The organism is Bacillus sp. FF-1, from assembly GCF_028548245.1.
Classification (GTDB): Bacteria; Bacillota; Bacilli; order Bacillales; family Bacillaceae_G; genus Bacillus_A; species Bacillus_A paranthracis.
Window position 1 is genome coordinate 343,274 of sequence record NZ_JAQQGG010000003.1, and the last position, 17,455, is coordinate 360,728.

Sequence of the window (17,455 nt, forward strand, 5' to 3'; positions counted from 1 at the left end):
GATCCTGACAAATAGGATCATTCCATTTTATCATATGCCTCAATAATACGTTGTACCAGTGGATGCCTTACAACGTCCGTTTGTTCTAACGTAATGAATGAAAGACCTGATACACCAGATAAAATGTTAGCGGCTAGCGTAAGCCCTGATTTTACCCCCTTTGGTAAGTCTACTTGTGAAGGGTCCCCCGTAATAACCATTTTAGAACTAAAACCTAATCTAGTTAAAAACATTTTTATTTGTGCACCCGTTGTATTTTGCGCTTCATCTAAAATAACAAATGAATCATCGAGCGTACGTCCTCTCATATAAGCAAGAGGCGCGATTTCAATTACACCTCTCTCCATCATACGCTGCGTATATTCTTGTCCAAGAATATCGTGCAGAGCATCATACAATGGACGTAAGTACGGATCTACCTTCTCTTTCAAATCACCTGGTAAAAATCCTAAACTTTCTCCAGCTTCTACAGCCGGTCTCGTTAAAATGATTTTCTTTACATACCCTTGCTTTAAAGCTCTTACAGCCATTACTACAGCTAAGTATGTTTTCCCAGTCCCGGCAGGTCCTATTCCAAATACAATATCATTTTTCTTCATTGCATGAATATATCTTCTTTGTCCCATCGTTTTTACACGAATGGATTTACCTTTTGCCGTTTTAAAGATTTCTTCTTCATATAACTCTTCAAATTGAGCAATTTTCCCTTGTTGTGCGAGCTGAATTGCATACGCAACATCTCTTTCTGTAATTAACACACCTTTTCGAATAACAACAAGTAGTTGTTGTAAGATTTTTTCTACGAGTGTCACAGTTTCAACTGCTCCAGATGCATGAACAGTTTCACCTCTAGTTACGATTGATACATTCAGTTCCCGTTCAATTACTTTCAAATGAGCATCATTGACTCCAAAAAGAGCGATTGCTTCGTTAGTATTTTCCAATTGTTGGTTCATTTCTACTAATTGTTCTGCCATTACTCAGTCTCCTTGAATATCGGATTCGGATATTGGTTGTGGCTCTGCAATATTTTCAATCACAGTATAATGCAAAGTGACTTTTAGTTGATCCGCCTCAACCTCTTTACTCAAAATCTTATCACTTACAATCATAGCATGTTCATCCAATTTTTTCTTTAGTTCTTTTTCGGCCATTTCTTTCGCTACTTTCATTGCCTGTTTTTCTGTATATTCTCGGTTCGCCTCTTCCTCTTCTCGCACTACATCTTTTTCATATGCAATCGGCAGTGTAAAACCAAATAATTTCACATCATGTTTTACACTTTCCGTACGAGAACGTTTATACTTATCATGCTGAAATCCCCATATTTTTATTTTTGTACTCCCAAATGTAAGGTAATGCTCATTATACGTATTACCAGTATATACTTGAAATTGCGTCTTGAGTGGTACATTCACCTCAGAGGTGTACCACGTTTCTCCATATACAATACCTTTCGCCGAAACAATGGTTGGACTCTCCTCATTACCGTATATCCCTGATACGAGAAGCTGCCCTTTTTCTACATGATCATTTTTTAAAACGACTGGTTTTCCAACTTCAACAAATGTTTTTGTAACAATCGCTTCTTTTTTTGCCACTAAATTTTGCGGCCTTTGTTCTTTTTCTTTTTTCGGCTCATTTTTTTCAACAATTTTAAAATGGTACGTCGTTCCCCTTACTTCTAGTCCTGCCCAAGTAATCGCATTAATATTGTCCGTCAAATGACGTTGTACATCTTCTACACTAGGCATTTGGAATTGTAATTTTCCTTTTTTAATACCCATTTTGTCCAATTCTTTCATCAATATATATTCTGTTTCAGGTTTCGCTCCTGTAATTTCAATTTTCCAAACCATATTCGATAATGCAATCATACCAAAGAAGAAAATTAAAAAACCAATTAAGAATCCACTATTTTTAATTAAGCGCTTATTCCAAAATGGAAAACCGTAACGCCCAATAAAATATAGTTTACACTCATTTTTTCTATAAATCGGCTTTATTTTTTTCACATCTCGTAATAGCATACAAAAGACTAACGTTTCATCGGCAATTTTCTTAACGTCCCAAACTAATAATTTTCTACGCACACATTCGTTAACAAACCGCTCCGCTCCTCTACCTTCAATTCGTACCTTCACATATCCAAGCCACTTTATAAACCATTTATTTTTCATCTACTACCTTCACTACCTTTCCAAAAGTAGACACACTACTTTTCACTTTAATTAGCAAAATAGCTCGTACGAAAATGAAATAAAGAGTTTTATTTTCCATAAATAGCGGGATAAAGTGAGACTTTAATCAGCCCTCACCAATTGGACTTTAATGGATAGCCCGACCCCCACCTAACTTCTTTGCTTTCGCTGAATTTTGAGGCGGGGGCTTACTGCCCATTAAAGCGGGATAAACTTAAATAGTAGGGACAAATCATTAGAATAAAGAAGAAAAACTTCACATACGGAAGTTTCCCTTACTTCTCTTTCTGTTCGTCTTCTAAAAACGTCACTTGCTCAATTATCCCTTCAAGCAAAAGTTCTTCCGGAAGGATTGTTTTAATAACAAAGGACTGCCCCTTAATCAATAACTGACCATGTTTTAACAACAATCTTACTTCTTTATCTGAAAACACTAATAAACCTCGATGATTTTCTATATAGATATGCACTTGCCCAACAAGCGTGATCCGAGGTAGATCCATTAGCACATCCACTGGTAGGTCTATTTGCTTCGTTAACCAATTCTTCATTTGTTCTAATTTTTTCATCCCAAAAGACCCCCTCTCATCCCATATGTATGAAAAAAGAGCTTGTAATATCACGTCCAAACTGAAAAAAGCATAAAAAAACGTCTCATACGAAATGAGACGTTTTTTTATGCTAATAGCTGGATAACCAGCTTATTCACAAGCGATCCATCTGTTTTACCTTTTACTTTCGGCATAACAGCAGTCATCACCTTACCCATATCTGCTTTAGACGTCGCACCAACTTCAGAAATAACTTGCTTGATTATATCAACTAGCTCTTCTTCCGTTAATTGCTCCGGCAAATATGCGCTTAAAATCTGAATTTCACTTTGCAGTTTATTAACAAGGTCTTCACGACCAGCTTTTTTAAATTCAAGGAGGGAGTCCTTATGCTGTTTTACTTCACGAGCTAAAACTGTTAGTTCCTCTTCTTCAGTAAGAGTATGCTGTAGTTTAATACCTTCATTTTGTAAAGCAGCCTTAACCATACGAATGACGGTTAATTTTTCTTTTTGTTTATTCTTCATCGCTTGTTTCATATCATCGTTTAAACGACCGAGAAGACTCATAACTTACACCCTCTCTTAGAATTTACGCTTTCTTGCCGCTTCAGATTTCTTCTTACGTTTTACACTTGGTTTTTCATAAAACTCGCGCTTTCTTGCTTCAGCAAGTGTACCAGTTTTAGAAACCGATCTTTTAAAACGGCGAAGTGCATCCTCCAAAGACTCGTTTTTACGAACGACTGTTTTTGACATTCTCTTTCCCTCCCTCCGAAACATCACACTTACATACTAACTCCAGCATGCAAAAAGAAACACTTCTTCAGCATGTCTTTTACGATTATAATACATTTTATCACTTCAGGTCAACTATTTGACAGAATAAAAGAAGAATAGATGCTCTTCCTTTTTCAAAAACTATGCAGATAGCTGTTATCTTTTCCCCTGAAGGCAACTATATTTTTGTCATTATACCTTTTTTCATGCAGAAACGTACGGAAAAACTACTCATTTCGTACATTTTCAGTACTTAACTTCTCCACTAAAAAAGAAAGCATGCAAATCGTTTCCGTTTGCATGCTTTTTTATCCCGATTGGTGCGGGCTAATAATGAGCGGGGAATGAATCCCACGCTCATTAAAGTTTCACTTTATGCGCTTGCTGATTCCTTTTTCACATCATCTTCAAGGACACGAACAAATTGCGCTTCGTTATATGGATAACCAGCTTTTGTGATTTTTACTTTCACTAATTTACCGATTAATTCTTCTGATCCTTCAAATACAATTTTCAAGTAGTTATCTGTATAACCTACATATAGGCCTTCACGGTCGCCCTCTTTAAATTGTTCTTCTGGAATAATTTCAAGTACTTCTCCTTCAAACTGTGATGCATACTCTTTCGCTAATTGATTAGATAGTTCAATTAAACGGTGAACACGATCATTCTTCACATCTTCAGGAACTTGATCTTCCATACGCGCTGCAGGTGTTCCTGTACGTTTTGAGTACGGGAATACGTGCAACTCAGAGAAGCGATTCTCTTTAATGAAATTGTATGTTTCCATGAATTCTTCTTCTGTTTCACCTGGGAAACCAACGATTACGTCTGATGTAATCGCAAGACCTGGTAACGCTTCTTTCAAACGATCTAAGCGCTCCTGGAAAAATTCCATCGTATATTTACGACGCATACGCTTTAATACAGTATTAGATCCAGATTGCAACGGAATGTGTAAATGACGTACAACTACTTCAGACTTATCTAACACTTCAATTACTTCATCTGAAATCTGACTCGCTTCAATAGAAGAAATACGAAGACGTTTTAATCCGTCTACTTCCGCTTCCATATCACGAAGTAATCCAGCTAAGTTATAATCTTTAATATCTTCACCGTATCCACCTGTATGAATACCTGTTAATACGATTTCCTTATAGCCTGCATCTACTAATTGCTGCGCTTGTTTAATAACTTCTTTCCCATCGCGAGAACGCATTAAACCACGCGCCCAAGGAATAATACAGAATGTACAGAAGTTATTACAACCTTCTTGTATTTTTAAAGATGCACGTGTACGATCCGTGAAATAAGGTACATCCAGTTCTTCGTATACACGTGTTTTCATAATGTTGCGGACAGCATTAATTGGCTGACGCTCTTTACGGAATTCTTCGATGTATCCTAACATCTTTTCACGATCTTGTGTACCAACTACAATATCTACACCTGGAATCGCCATAATTTCCGCTGGAGATGTTTGTGCATAACATCCCGTTACACAAATAACCGCATCTGGGTTTTGACGAACAGCACGTCTAATAACTTGACGACTTTTCTTATCTCCCGTATTTGTTACTGTACATGTATTGATAACATATACATCAGCTTTCTTTTCATATTCAGTTCTTTCATATCCACCTTGTTTAAACAATTGCCAAATGGCTTCTGTTTCATAGTGGTTTACTTTACAACCTAACGTATGGAACGCAACAGTTGACATTGATCATCACCCCATCAATTCAAAATGATACGAAGCAGCACTTAACGCGTATAACGGCGCCGTTTCTGTTCTTAAAATTCTTGGTCCTAAACTACATGGTACAAATTTATGTTCACGAAGCGCTGTAATCTCTTCCTCAGCTAAACCGCCTTCTGGGCCAAATACAATCAATAGCTTTTGACCTGGTTTCATCATCGTTAAAGCTTTCGCAAAATTAGATTTCTCGCCTTGTTTCGCTTCCTCTTCGTAAGCAACAAGGCAAACATCATACTCACCACTCATTGACAGCAATTGTTTAAACGATGCTGGGGTGTGTACTTCTGGAATTTCACTTCTATGTGATTGTTCCGCAGCTTCTTTCACAATTTTTCTTAAACGCTCAACTTTTTTATCAGCTTTTTTCGCATCCCATTTTACGATAGAGCGAGATGCTTGAAATGGTAAGAATGCAGCTGCCCCAAGCTCAGTTCCTTTTTGAAAAATTAACTCTAGCTTGTCTCCTTTCGGCAGTCCACTTGCAATCGTCACGAAAACAGGAAGTTCACTTGACGTCTCTACCCATTCTACAATAGCCGTATGAATAAATTCACTGGTAATTTCATCAATTGAACATACGGCTGTTTTTCCGTTTACACAGCAATAAATGTGATCACCAGCTGACATACGCATCACTCTTGCTATATGATGTACGTCATCACCTACAATGCGAATACTTGTCTCATTTACATATTTCTCTTCTACAAAATAACGTTGCATATAATCACCTTAGTAGAGTTTCGTTCCTTTCGTAAGCCAATACTTACGAAAAGAACGAAACGTTATCATTTTTCATATAACAAACGGCAAGTCCCTCACCTTATAGTGAGAGACTCCCCTTTTCATTATAGACTAAAATCTATATTACGCATTTCGTGCAATAATTGCTACCCAATCTTCCATTCGCAACACTTCTTCAATTGTAAATCCAGCTTTTTCTAGCGCTTCAGAAATTACTTTTTCCTTTGCAGCAATAATGCCCGATGTAATAAATAATCCGCCTGACTTCACAACTCTTGCTGCATCTTCAGGGAATAAAAGAATAATTTCTGCTAATAAGTTAGCTACGATTAAATCAACAGGACCTTCAATACCCTCTAAAAGACTATTTTGTCCAACAGTCACGATATCATCTGTTTTATTTAAACGTACATTCATTTCTGCACTTTCAACCGCAACCGGATCTAAATCATATGCTTGAACAGAAGACGCACCTAGTTTTGCTGCTGCAATACTCAGCACACCAGAACCTGTTCCTACATCAATGATTGTGTTACCTGGCTGTACTGTTTTTTCTAAAGCACGGATACACATCGTTGTTGTTGGATGAGTTCCTGTCCCAAACGCCATACCTGGATCTAATTCAATAATTTTTTCTTCCGGAGAAGATGGTGTATATTCTTCCCAAGTCGGTACAATTGTGAATGTATCAGAAATTTGTACTGGATGGTAATATTTTTTCCAAGCAGTAGCCCAATCTTCTTCATTGACTTCGTTAACGGTAATATTTCCAGTACCAATTTCGATGTCGTAAGATGGAAGCACATCAATAGATGATTTTACACCTGCAATTGTTTCATGTAAAGAATCCGTTTGCGGGAAATATGCTTTTATTAACACACCTTCTGCCGGATACTCATCTGGGTTCAATGCATAAATTTCACCATATTGTTGCTCGCGCTCTTTCGTCAACTCCGCTGGGTCCTCAATCGCAACTCCACTAGCACCAGCTTCATGTAAAATATGAGAGACAGCTTCTACTGCTTCTTCTGTTGTATGAATACTAATTTCTGACCATTTCACAATTTACCAACTCCATTTTTTATTTCCATTATTCCCCTTTGAAAGCACGTTTAAGCTTTCCGAATAAACTATCATCCTGCTCTTCTTGTCCTGCAAATTCACGCAATAAATCTTTTTGCTGTGAAGTTAATTTCGTCGGTACAACAACACGCACGACTACATATTGATCTCCTTGACCGTATCCACGTACGTTCGGAGCACCCTTTCCTTTTAGGCGGAATTCTGTTCCTGTTTGTGTTCCTGCTGGAATTTTCAGCTTCACTTTACCATGAACAGTAGGAACTTCTACTTCATCACCAAGTGCCATTTGCGCAAATGTTAATGGCATTTCGCAAATAATGTGATCTCCTTCGCGCTCAAAGAATTCATGATTTCTTACATGAACAACAACATATAAATCTCCTGCTGGGCCGCCATTTACGCCCGCTTCACCTTTTCCAGATACGCGGATTTGTTGACCATTATCGATACCTGCTGGAATTTTAACATTGATTTTTTTACGTTTACGAACTTTACCAGAACCGTGGCATGTCGTACATTTTTCTTTAATGATTTGCCCAGTTCCTGAACAATGACCGCAAGCTTGACGGTTTACGATACGACCAAATGGTGTATTTTGTTCTACACTTACTTGCCCTGATCCTGAGCAATGTTTACATGTTTCTTTTGAAGTTCCTGGTTTTGCCCCGCTACCTTTACAAGTATCACATGGATCTTCTACTGGAATCTCAACATTTAACTCTTTACCAAAAATAGCTTCTTCAAAATCTAAAGTGACTTGATATTGTAAGTCAGCACCTTGGCGCGGAGCATTTGGATCACGACGTCTGCCGCCACCGCCGCCAAAGAATGAACTAAAGATATCTTCAAAACCGAAGCCACCACCGAAGTCTCCTCCGCCGCCAAAGCCACCGAAGCCTTGATTAGCACCAGCATGACCAAATTGATCATATTGCGCACGCTTTTGATCGTCGCTTAATACTTCGTATGCTTCTTGTACTTCTTTAAACTTTTCAATTGCATTTTCTTCTTTACTTACGTCTGGATGGTATTTTTTAGCCAAACGACGATACGCTTTTTTTATTTCATCTTTTGAAGCACCCTTGCTAAGTCCAAGGACCTCATAATAATCTCGTTTACTCATAAATTTACAACCCCCGAATCTTTCACATAAACGTAATTTTAACACCGAAAGAAAGTGCTTTGCAACAAAGTTTCCTCACTTACAGTATGCAAAGTAAAAAACTTAAGACCCTTACACATTCCTTCTCATTCGTGAAAAAAGCCAAAGCCAAGGCACGCTTGACTTTGACTTTTTGTCATCTTACTTATTATGTTTAAAGTTGAATTACTTGTCTTCTTTTACTTCTTCAAACTCAGCGTCTACTACATTGTCTTTCTTCGCGCCAGCATCTTGTGCTCCTTGTGCACCTTCTGCTTGCCCTGCAGCTGCTTGAGCTTGCTCATATAGTTTAACAGTTAGTTGTTGTACGATTTCTTGTAAAGCGTCTTTTTTCGCACGGATTTCCTCAAGCTCGTTCTTCTCAATCGCAGCTTGTAATGCTTCTTTCGCTTCTGTTGCTTTTGCAACTTCAGCTGCATCTACTTTACCTTCTAAATCTTTTACAACTTTATCTGTTTGGAATACAAGTTGGTCAGCTTCGTTACGAAGTTCAACTTCTTCCTTACGTTTTTGGTCAGCGTCAGCGTTTGCTTCTGCTTCTTTTACCATACGATCTACTTCTTCATCAGAAAGACCTGAAGAAGATTGGATTGTAATAGCTTGTTCTTTGCTTGTTCCTAAATCTTTTGCACGTACGTTAACGATACCGTTCGCATCAATATCGAATGTTACTTCGATTTGTGGAATACCACGTGGTGCTGGTGGGATATCCGTTAATTGGAAACGTCCTAACGTTTTGTTGTCAGCTGACATTGGACGCTCACCTTGTAATACGTGAATGTCTACTGCTGGTTGGTTATCAGCAGCTGTTGAGAATACTTGTGATTTACTCGTTGGAATTGTAGTGTTACGCTCGATTAATTTCGTGAACACACCACCCATAGTTTCAATACCTAAAGAAAGTGGAGTTACATCTAATAATAGTACGCCTTCTACATCACCAGTAAGTACGCCACCTTGAACTGCAGCACCTAATGCTACAACTTCATCCGGGTTTACACCTTTATATGGTTCTTTACCAGTTTCACGTTTAATAGCTTCTTGTACAGCTGGGATACGAGTAGAACCACCTACAAGGATAACGCGATCTAATTCACTTGCAGATAGACCAGCATCTTTTAAAGCACGACGAGTTGGTTCTAATGTTCTTTCAACAAGGTTTGCTGAAAGCTCTTCGAATTTCGCTCTTGTTAATGTTAATTCTAAGTGTAATGGACCAGCAGCTCCAGCACTAATGAATGGCAATGAAATTTGTGTTTGTGTTACACCTGAAAGATCTTTTTTCGCTTTTTCAGCTGCATCTTTCAAACGTTGAAGTGCCATTTTATCTTGGCTTAAATCAATGTTATTTTCTTTTTTGAACTCAGCTACTAAGTGATCAATGATAACTTGGTCAAAGTCATCTCCACCAAGACGGTTGTCACCAGCAGTTGAAATAACTTCAAATGTTCCATCTGCTAACTCAAGGATAGATACGTCAAATGTACCGCCACCTAAGTCATATACTAAGATTTTTTGCTCTTCATCTTGTTTTTCTAAACCGTAAGCAAGCGCTGCTGCTGTTGGTTCGTTAATGATACGCTCAACTTCTAAACCAGCGATACGACCAGCATCTTTCGTTGCTTGACGCTCTGCATCGTTGAAGTATGCAGGTACTGTAATAACAGCTTTCGTTACTGTTTCACCTAAATATGCTTCAGCAGAAGCTTTTAAGTTTTGTAAAATGATTGCAGAAATTTCTTGAGGTGTATATTCTTTACCTTCGATTTCTACTTTGTAGTCTGTACCCATATGACGTTTAACAGACATGATTGTATTTGGGTTTGTAATTGCTTGACGCTTTGCTACTTCCCCAACTTGACGTTCTTCATTTTTGAAAGCTACAACAGAAGGTGTTGTACGGTTTCCTTCTGGATTTGGGATAACCTTTGGTTCTCCACCTTCCATAACAGCTACACAAGAGTTTGTTGTACCTAAGTCAATACCGATAATTTTACTCATGGCGAATCCTCCTACTTTTATGTAAATTATTGATTTACTTTTACCATCGATGGGCGAATTACACGGTCTTTTAATTTATAACCTTTTTGGAATTCTTCCACAACCGCATTTGATTCAAATTCGCTGTCTTCTACTTGCATAACAGCTTGGTGTTCATGAGGATCAAACTGTTTACCAACAGCTTCAATCGCTTCTACACCTTCTTTTGTCATCGCTTCTAACAATTGACGATATACCATTTCCATCCCTTGTAATAAGGACTTCATTTGCTCATCAGTTGCTTCCACTTGCATCGCTCTTTCAAAATTATCAAGAGCTGGCAAAATATCTGAAACAAGACTTTGTGCTCTATATTTTTCAGCAGCCTGTTTATCCATTTGAACACGACGCTTATAATTTTCAAAATCAGCTTGTAGACGTAGCATACGGCCTTCCGTTTCCGTCAGTTTCGCTTGCAATTCATCTACTTTTTCTTGTAAAAGAGCAGCCTCGCTTTTTTCTTCAACAGTTTCTTCGCTGTCTTCAGATGTTACGGCTTCTTCAACTTGTGCTTCTTTTACTTCTTCTTTCACTTCTTCTACAACTTGTTCGTTACGCTCTTCCACAATTTTCACCTCCTTAAAAGGTATTAGGTATCATGCATAGCATGATTACCTAAGTATAGTTATATATTACACACAGTGATGTATTGCTTATCACTTGAGCGAATGTATTCTTCTTTATTCTTTATTTTTTTAGTCCATCTGTAATTTGCCTTGTAAATAACTGCAACAAACTAATTACACGAGAGTATTGCATTCTCGTTGGACCTAAAATTGCAATTGTTCCAAGTTGTTCTTCTCCAATCGAATATGTTGCAGAAATCAAACTACAATCTTCCATGGCTGTCGCAGAGTTTTCCCTACCAATTTTCACTTGAATACCAACTTGTTTATGACGCAAAATATCATAAAACTCAGCTTCGTTATCAATCATGGTAAGTAAAGATCTAACTTTTTGAATGTCATGAAACTCTGGTTGCGAAAGCATATTTGCCTTCCCTCCAAAGTATATCTTTTCCGATAACGGAACTTGAAATGTACCATCCAATATTTTTATTGCACTATCGTAATTATGAACATACCCACGCAATACCGTAACAATCTCCTTAAAGATTTTATTATGGAGTTCCGACATTGGTACGCCCGATAGCTTTTCATTTAAAATATTAACCATTTTTTCTAAATCTGATAAATCAACAGATTCCGGAACGGTAATCGTTTTGCTTTGTACATGCCCTGTATCCGTTACAATAATAGCGACTGCGGTTTGACGATCAAGCGGAACAATTTGTACGTTTTTAAGTTTATTTGTGCTTAACTTCGGTCCAAGAACAATGGCCGTATAATTTGTAAGCTCTGATAAAATTTGAGCTGATTGTTGTGCAATCTTTTCCGCTTCAAAAATTCTTTCAGCAAATAAATCTTTAATTTGTACAATTTCATCGTTCGGTAAATTTTGCGGCGCTAAAAGATGGTCTACATAAAATCGGTATCCTTTTTCAGAAGGAACACGTCCAGAAGAACTGTGCGTTTTCTCAATAAATCCTAGTTCCTCTAAATCAGCCATTTCATTTCGTATAGTAGCTGAACTAAATGTAATTTCATCTTTTTTAGCCAACGTCCTTGACCCAACAGGTTGCGCTGATCCAATAAAGTCATCAATAATTGTTTGTAAAATTAAGAGCTGACGTTCCGTAAGCATCTCATCATCACCTCTGTTAGCACTCTTTGTCTTCGAGTGCTAAATCTATTAATAACTTACCAAAATTGACATTCAATTGTCAACGGAAACGTCACGAAATAATGAAACTTTTTCACGTTAATGGAACATTTAATTAGTCAATCAAAAATGATTGGAATACTTCATTCCCTAATAATTTTCCTTTTCGCGTTAAACGAACATATCCATCGCTCTCTTCAAGCAATCCTTGTTCTTGGTTGTTTTGTAACTGCTTCGCGAAAACTTGATCCATTTCCATATTAAATTTCTTTTGAAACGCTATTTTAGATACACCTTTTGTTTTTCGGAGTCCTAAGAACAATTCTTCTTCCATTTTTTCTTTCTCCGTCACCACGTGAACATCTAAATACGGAAATCCGGTTTCATCGATTTTATTGAAATATTGCTTGAGCGGCCCTACATTTTGGATACGTTCTCCATTTACATAACTATGCGCTCCAGCTCCAAATCCATAATACTCTTCATTATTCCAGTATGTGAGATTATGTCTACTTTCATTATTACCTTTTGAAAAATTACTAATTTCATACTGGGTATAGCCATGTTTCTCCATTTCATCCATTACCATTTCGTACATTTTCGCTTCATGGTCTTCACCTGGAAGCCTTAATTTCCCTTTATTCATTAAGTTATAAAATACTGTTTTCGGTTCCACAATTAATGAATATGCCGAGAAATGTTGTACACCAAGCGTAAAAGCAATGTCTAATGTTTCTTTTACATCTTCTATCGTCTGTCCTGGCAGAGCATAAATAATATCTACATTTATATTTTTAAAGCCTACTTCCTGCGCTTCTCTAATTGCTACAAACGCATCTTCTCTCGTATGCTTACGTCCAATTTTCTCAAGCAATTCATCTCGAAATGTTTGCACCCCAAAACTAATTCGGTTCACTCCACCTTCTAGCAATACATTTAATTTCTCTTTCGGCAAATCACCTGGATTCGCTTCAAATGTTAATTCACAATTCGGGGCAAACGGACGTAAACGACGATTTATAATATTTAATAATTTCTTTGTCTGTTCCATATTTAATGCTGTTGGAGTTCCCCCGCCAACAAAAATCGTTTTCATACTATCAAACGGTACCTTTTGAACTGTATTTATTATTTCTTTCTCTAAATACTCTAAATATTGATCGACCGGCTGGCGTTCAATAAACACTTTATTAAAATCACAATAGTGACAAATATGCTGACAAAACGGAATATGAATATATGCAGCTTGCACCAAAAATAACTCCTACCTTTCTAAAAAGAAAACCTCCACGCTCGGGAGGCTTCTTTTACTTCTCTAACGTATTACGAATTTGTTCCATTCGCATTTTTCCCCAATCATACATCATTTCAACGATTGGTAAAAGCGACATGCCTAATTCCGTCATATAATATTCCACTCGCGGTGGAATTTCTGGGTATACTGTTCGATCAACAATCCCATCTTCCATTAACTCTTTTAATTGGTTTGATAAAACTTTATGAGAAATGCTCGGAAATAATCGCTGTAATTCACTAAAACGATGAGGCCCTTCCACACCAAGATGCCACAATATCACAACTTTCCACTTTCCACTAATAATAGAAAGCGTCAATTCCTTTTCACAATTAAAATTGCCATTTTGTATTTTTTCTTGAATATCTTTTCGAATATTTTCGGACATTAACAAACTCCTAACTTTATATGAACTAAAAAGCTCTCTCACTATTGTAAATGAGAGCTACTCGGATGTCTAAAAAGTAATTATACGTAAAAAAGAAGCCGCATAAACGACTTCTTTTTTCATTCCAACTATTAGTTGTCATCCATTTTCAGTACAGCCATGAATGCTTCTTGCGGTACTTCTACAGAACCAACAGACTTCATACGTTTTTTACCTTCTTTTTGCTTATCAAGAAGTTTACGCTTACGAGAAATGTCACCACCGTAACATTTCGCAAGTACGTTTTTACGCATCGCTTTAATTGTAGAACGCGCTACAACTTTGTTTCCGATCGTCGCTTGAATTGGCACTTCGAACTGCTGTCTTGGAATTAATTCTTTTAATTTTTCTACGATTACTTTACCACGGTCATACGCTGAATCACGGTGTACGATAAATGATAGAGCATCGACTTGCTCAGAATTTAAAAGAATATCCATTTTCACAAGTTTAGATGGCTTGTAACCAATTAACTCATAATCAAATGATGCATATCCTTTCGTATTTGATTTCAACTGATCGAAGAAGTCATATACGATTTCTGATAATGGGATTTCATATGTCAAAGTAACACGCGTTTCATCTAAATATTGCATATCAATAAACGTTCCGCGTTTACCTTGGCAAATTTCCATTACAGCTCCAACATAGTCATTCGGAACCATAATTGCTGCTTTAACAAATGGCTCTTCAACGCGATCAATTGTCTGTGGATCCGGCATATTAGACGGGTTATCGACAATCATGTCTTCACCATTCGTTAAGAATACTTTATAAATAACACTTGGCGCTGTTGTAATTAAATCAATTTTAAATTCACGTTCAATACGCTCTTGAATGATTTCCATATGAAGAAGTCCTAAGAATCCACAACGGAAACCAAATCCTAGCGCTTGAGATGTTTCTGGCTCAAACTCAAGAGCAGAATCGTTTAATTCTAATTTCTCTAGCGCATCACGTAAGTCGTTGTAACGTGCAGAGTCAATCGGGTACAGACCACAGAATACCATTGGATTTAATTTACGGTAACCAGGTAATGGCTCAGCTGCTGGACGTTTCGCATGTGTAATCGTATCACCAACGCGTGTGTCACCAACATTTTTAATCGATGCCGCTAAGAAACCTACATCACCTACTGTTAACTCATCACGTTGCGTAGTTTTCGGTGTAAACACACCTACTTCTGTTACTTCAAATTCTTTTCCAGTTGCCATCATACGTACTTTATCGCCAACTTTTACCGTTCCATTTACAACACGGATATACGCAATTACACCGCGGTATGGATCATATAAAGAGTCAAAGATCATACATTGTAACGGTTCTTCTGAATCACCTGTTGGTGCTGGCACTTTTTCAACGATTTGTTCTAAAATCTCTTCGATACCAATCCCAGCTTTTGCCGAAGCAAGTACAGCTTCTGATGCATCTAACCCAATTACATCTTCCACCTCTTGGCGTACACGCTCTGGGTCTGCACTTGGTAAATCGATTTTATTAATAACCGGTAAAATTTCTAAATTGTTATCAAGCGCTAAGTATACGTTCGCTAACGTTTGCGCTTCAATACCTTGCGCTGCATCTACTACAAGAATTGCACCTTCACAAGCCGCTAAACTACGAGATACTTCGTACGTAAAGTCGACGTGTCCTGGTGTATCAATTAAGTGAAGAATATATTCTTCGCCGTCTTTTGCTTTATAGTTTAATTGTACTGCGTTTAATTTAATTGTAATACCACGCTCACGCTCTAAATCCATAGAGTCAAGCAACTGAGCTTTCATTTCACGTTGTGTTAACGCGTTTGTTTTCTCTAAAATACGGTCTGCTAACGTTGACTTTCCGTGGTCAATATGAGCAATGATAGAGAAATTACGAATTTTGGACTGTCTTTTTGCTCTTTCTTCTTTGTTCATCTATGTTCTCAACTCCTAATAGTCTCGCCAATATACACTAGCACTGATTATATCAATAGAGCAGCAAAGATTCAATGAAAACTCGTGCTGCTTACAATACAAATCATTCTATTTATATCTTATGCGAACAAACCATAAGAGACAAACCTTTTTCAAATTAAAGAACGGCTGTCTTACAAACCTGTAAAACAACCGTCCTCCGTTTGACTCTTAACTAAAAATCCCTTTTACTTTCCCAACAACTATATCTGTTCCAAACTTTGTTATTTCATAGGCAACGCTTGCTATCGCCATACCCATTCCTTCTACAATATTAAAACTTTTTAAGCTTTCTAATTGTTTTTGTTTTTCAGTAGCGGAAAACGAACCTTCCAAAGTTTCTGATTCAGTGGCCTCACCTTTTGTTCCTGTCATATGAGCGATTTGTTCATACGACATTTGCTGATAACCTTTCATACTTTTCAACCCATGATTTGCAAGTGCCACCCCTGCTATTACCATAAGTAAGCATATAGCCACACTACATATACATAAAAGCGAAAAGCGGCTTACATGATTATCGTCACTTCCCATCAATGTGTATATGCTCCTGTATTATCTTGGTCAATTTGATGATGCAGCGCTGCATTTAAACCACTTGCTATTACATTTGCCATATCCTCTATGAAAGCATCCACTTCTTTCGGAGTCACCATTAAATTATGACCAAGAGGAGATAACACTTCATAAATTAATTTTCTCTTCTCTTCATCTTCCAGTGTACCTACAGCACCTAAAAACATATTCCGGCTCTTTTCATCCGGCATATCCTCTTCTGTTAATTTTTTCTTTTCTCCAAATGTAAAACCAGCCGGCAACAAAGATCGGGAAGGTTTATTTCCTTCTTTCATCTCCCGGCCAAAATGTTTCAAAATAAAATCAATTGTATCGCTTGTAATCGAAACGGCATCCACCACAGTCGGAACACCAATTGCGATAACAGGAATACCTAATGTTTCTTTACTGAGTTCCTTACGTTTATTCCCAACACCCGACCCTGGATGAATTCCTGTATCAGAAATTTGTATCGTACTATTTACCCTTTCAATAGAACGAGCAGCTAATGCATCAATTGCAATGACAAAGTCTGGCTTTGTCTTCTCAATGATTCCATAAATAACATCGCTCGTTTCAATTCCTGTAATCCCCATTACCCCCGGCCGAATTGCACTAACAGGCCTAAACCCTTCTTCTACACTTTCAGGTTGCAATTGAAACAAATGTCTCGTTACCAATACATTTTCTACAACTATCGGTCCAAGCGCATCCGGCGTTACATTCCAATTTCCAAGACCAACAATTAAACAACTCGCTTCTTTCGTAACGCCAACCTCTTCTAAGAAATAAGAAAATTCTTTTGCAAAAATACGCTCTACTTTTTGTTGCAGCTCCGTATCTTGTTGACGTATACCTTGTACTTCAAGCGTTAAATAATTTCCAGGTTTTTTACCCATCGATTCCGAGGCAACTTCATCAATCGTTACTTTTGTAATGGTAATACCTTCTTCTTCCCTCTCTTTTACAACAACTCCTTGTATCCCTTGTTGCTCTTCTTGGCGCTCTTGCAGCATTTGATGTGCCTCTACAGCAAGGTCCGTTCTAACACTATATTTACTTAAATCTAGTGGTTCTTTCATCGTATCTCCTCCGTCATTCATAGTAAATATCGTTAGATTTCCCAAAGTTATATAAGGTCATTCTTTCCTTTACGTGAAATTTCATGGATATACTATTGCAA

The 17,455-nt window shown here is 37.5% G+C and carries 17 protein-coding genes; all 17 read right to left on the bottom strand.

Annotated elements, in window-relative coordinates:
- Positions 1–17: 17 nt before the first annotated feature.
- The 17 genes from PQF83_RS12265 to gpr all read right to left on the bottom strand — a co-directional run bounded on the left by PQF83_RS12265 (position 18) and on the right by gpr (position 17,354).
- On the bottom strand, positions 18–977 hold the full coding sequence (locus tag PQF83_RS12265) for a PhoH family protein (RefSeq protein ID WP_000840514.1): 960 nt from the start codon (positions 975–977) through the stop codon (positions 18–20).
- Between the two features lie 3 nt (positions 978–980).
- On the bottom strand, positions 981–2,180 hold the full coding sequence (gene yqfD / locus PQF83_RS12270; protein ID WP_000792485.1) for a sporulation protein YqfD: 1,200 nt from the start codon (positions 2,178–2,180) through the stop codon (positions 981–983).
- A gap of 296 nt (positions 2,181–2,476) precedes the next feature.
- Complete coding sequence (gene yqfC / locus PQF83_RS12275) at positions 2,477–2,770, bottom strand: sporulation protein YqfC (protein ID WP_000732266.1); 294 nt, start codon at positions 2,768–2,770, stop codon at positions 2,477–2,479.
- 107 nt (positions 2,771–2,877) lie between these two features.
- The gene (locus PQF83_RS12280; RefSeq protein WP_000054571.1) at positions 2,878–3,321 is read right to left on the bottom strand and encodes a GatB/YqeY domain-containing protein; all 444 of its coding nucleotides are present in this window, start codon (positions 3,319–3,321) and stop codon (positions 2,878–2,880) included.
- A gap of 15 nt (positions 3,322–3,336) precedes the next feature.
- Positions 3,337–3,510, bottom strand: a complete 174-nt coding sequence (gene rpsU / locus PQF83_RS12285; protein WP_000048061.1) for a 30S ribosomal protein S21 — start codon at positions 3,508–3,510, stop codon at positions 3,337–3,339.
- A 394-nt stretch (positions 3,511–3,904) separates the two neighbouring features.
- Positions 3,905–5,257, bottom strand: coding sequence for a tRNA (N(6)-L-threonylcarbamoyladenosine(37)-C(2))-methylthiotransferase MtaB (mtaB, locus tag PQF83_RS12290; RefSeq protein ID WP_000108677.1), 1,353 nt, complete (start codon positions 5,255–5,257; stop codon positions 3,905–3,907).
- A 6-nt stretch (positions 5,258–5,263) separates the two neighbouring features.
- Positions 5,264–6,013, bottom strand: coding sequence for a 16S rRNA (uracil(1498)-N(3))-methyltransferase (locus PQF83_RS12295; RefSeq protein ID WP_001190152.1), 750 nt, complete (start codon positions 6,011–6,013; stop codon positions 5,264–5,266).
- Positions 6,014–6,157: 144 nt separating this feature from the next.
- Positions 6,158–7,096 carry a 50S ribosomal protein L11 methyltransferase gene (gene prmA / locus PQF83_RS12300; RefSeq protein WP_000872108.1) on the bottom strand — a complete coding sequence of 313 codons (939 nt, stop codon included), beginning with the start codon at positions 7,094–7,096 and terminating at the stop codon, positions 6,158–6,160.
- A gap of 28 nt (positions 7,097–7,124) precedes the next feature.
- Entirely contained in the window at positions 7,125–8,240 is a 1,116-nt protein-coding gene (gene dnaJ / locus PQF83_RS12305) for a chaperone protein DnaJ (protein ID WP_000043935.1), read from the bottom strand.
- Between the two features lie 204 nt (positions 8,241–8,444).
- Positions 8,445–10,280 carry a chaperone protein DnaK gene (gene dnaK / locus PQF83_RS12310; protein WP_000034690.1) on the bottom strand — a complete coding sequence of 612 codons (1,836 nt, stop codon included), beginning with the start codon at positions 10,278–10,280 and terminating at the stop codon, positions 8,445–8,447.
- A 26-nt stretch (positions 10,281–10,306) separates the two neighbouring features.
- On the bottom strand, positions 10,307–10,885 hold the full coding sequence (gene grpE / locus PQF83_RS12315) for a nucleotide exchange factor GrpE (protein ID WP_000392720.1): 579 nt from the start codon (positions 10,883–10,885) through the stop codon (positions 10,307–10,309).
- Positions 10,886–11,006: 121 nt separating this feature from the next.
- Entirely contained in the window at positions 11,007–12,023 is a 1,017-nt protein-coding gene (gene hrcA / locus PQF83_RS12320) for a heat-inducible transcriptional repressor HrcA (protein ID WP_000954950.1), read from the bottom strand.
- Positions 12,024–12,156: 133 nt separating this feature from the next.
- On the bottom strand, positions 12,157–13,296 hold the full coding sequence (hemW, locus tag PQF83_RS12325) for a radical SAM family heme chaperone HemW (RefSeq protein ID WP_025991619.1): 1,140 nt from the start codon (positions 13,294–13,296) through the stop codon (positions 12,157–12,159).
- A gap of 52 nt (positions 13,297–13,348) precedes the next feature.
- Positions 13,349–13,723, bottom strand: coding sequence for a winged helix-turn-helix transcriptional regulator (locus tag PQF83_RS12330; RefSeq protein ID WP_001293546.1), 375 nt, complete (start codon positions 13,721–13,723; stop codon positions 13,349–13,351).
- Between the two features lie 131 nt (positions 13,724–13,854).
- Complete coding sequence (gene lepA, locus PQF83_RS12335) at positions 13,855–15,678, bottom strand: elongation factor 4 (protein WP_001030957.1); 1,824 nt, start codon at positions 15,676–15,678, stop codon at positions 13,855–13,857.
- Between the two features lie 210 nt (positions 15,679–15,888).
- The gene (locus tag PQF83_RS12340; RefSeq protein WP_000534316.1) at positions 15,889–16,251 is read right to left on the bottom strand and encodes a YqxA family protein; all 363 of its coding nucleotides are present in this window, start codon (positions 16,249–16,251) and stop codon (positions 15,889–15,891) included.
- Positions 16,251–17,354 carry a GPR endopeptidase gene (gene gpr / locus PQF83_RS12345; protein ID WP_000662638.1) on the bottom strand — a complete coding sequence of 368 codons (1,104 nt, stop codon included), beginning with the start codon at positions 17,352–17,354 and terminating at the stop codon, positions 16,251–16,253. Before gpr ends, PQF83_RS12340 begins: the two co-directional genes overlap by 1 nt.
- Positions 17,355–17,455: the final 101 nt, after the last annotated feature.

Bases quoted from the DNA above. Each gene is read 5' to 3' on its own strand.
- lepA (WP_001030957.1), bottom strand. From the start codon at position 15,678: ATGAACAAAGAAGAAAGAGCAAAAAGACAGTCCAAAATTCGTAATTTC.
- rpsU (WP_000048061.1), bottom strand. From the start codon at position 3,510: ATGTCAAAAACAGTCGTTCGTAAAAACGAGTCTTTGGAGGATGCACTT.
- dnaK (WP_000034690.1), bottom strand. From the start codon at position 10,280: ATGAGTAAAATTATCGGTATTGACTTAGGTACAACAAACTCTTGTGTA.
- PQF83_RS12295 (WP_001190152.1), bottom strand. From the start codon at position 6,013: ATGCAACGTTATTTTGTAGAAGAGAAATATGTAAATGAGACAAGTATT.
- PQF83_RS12265 (WP_000840514.1), bottom strand. From the start codon at position 977: ATGGCAGAACAATTAGTAGAAATGAACCAACAATTGGAAAATACTAAC.
- yqfC (WP_000732266.1), bottom strand. From the start codon at position 2,770: ATGAAAAAATTAGAACAAATGAAGAATTGGTTAACGAAGCAAATAGAC.
- PQF83_RS12340 (WP_000534316.1), bottom strand. From the start codon at position 16,251: ATGGGAAGTGACGATAATCATGTAAGCCGCTTTTCGCTTTTATGTATA.
- PQF83_RS12330 (WP_001293546.1), bottom strand. From the start codon at position 13,723: ATGTCCGAAAATATTCGAAAAGATATTCAAGAAAAAATACAAAATGGC.
- PQF83_RS12280 (WP_000054571.1), bottom strand. From the start codon at position 3,321: ATGAGTCTTCTCGGTCGTTTAAACGATGATATGAAACAAGCGATGAAG.
- yqfD (WP_000792485.1), bottom strand. From the start codon at position 2,180: ATGAAAAATAAATGGTTTATAAAGTGGCTTGGATATGTGAAGGTACGA.
- mtaB (WP_000108677.1), bottom strand. From the start codon at position 5,257: ATGTCAACTGTTGCGTTCCATACGTTAGGTTGTAAAGTAAACCACTAT.
- dnaJ (WP_000043935.1), bottom strand. From the start codon at position 8,240: ATGAGTAAACGAGATTATTATGAGGTCCTTGGACTTAGCAAGGGTGCT.
- gpr (WP_000662638.1), bottom strand. From the start codon at position 17,354: ATGAAAGAACCACTAGATTTAAGTAAATATAGTGTTAGAACGGACCTT.
- hrcA (WP_000954950.1), bottom strand. From the start codon at position 12,023: ATGCTTACGGAACGTCAGCTCTTAATTTTACAAACAATTATTGATGAC.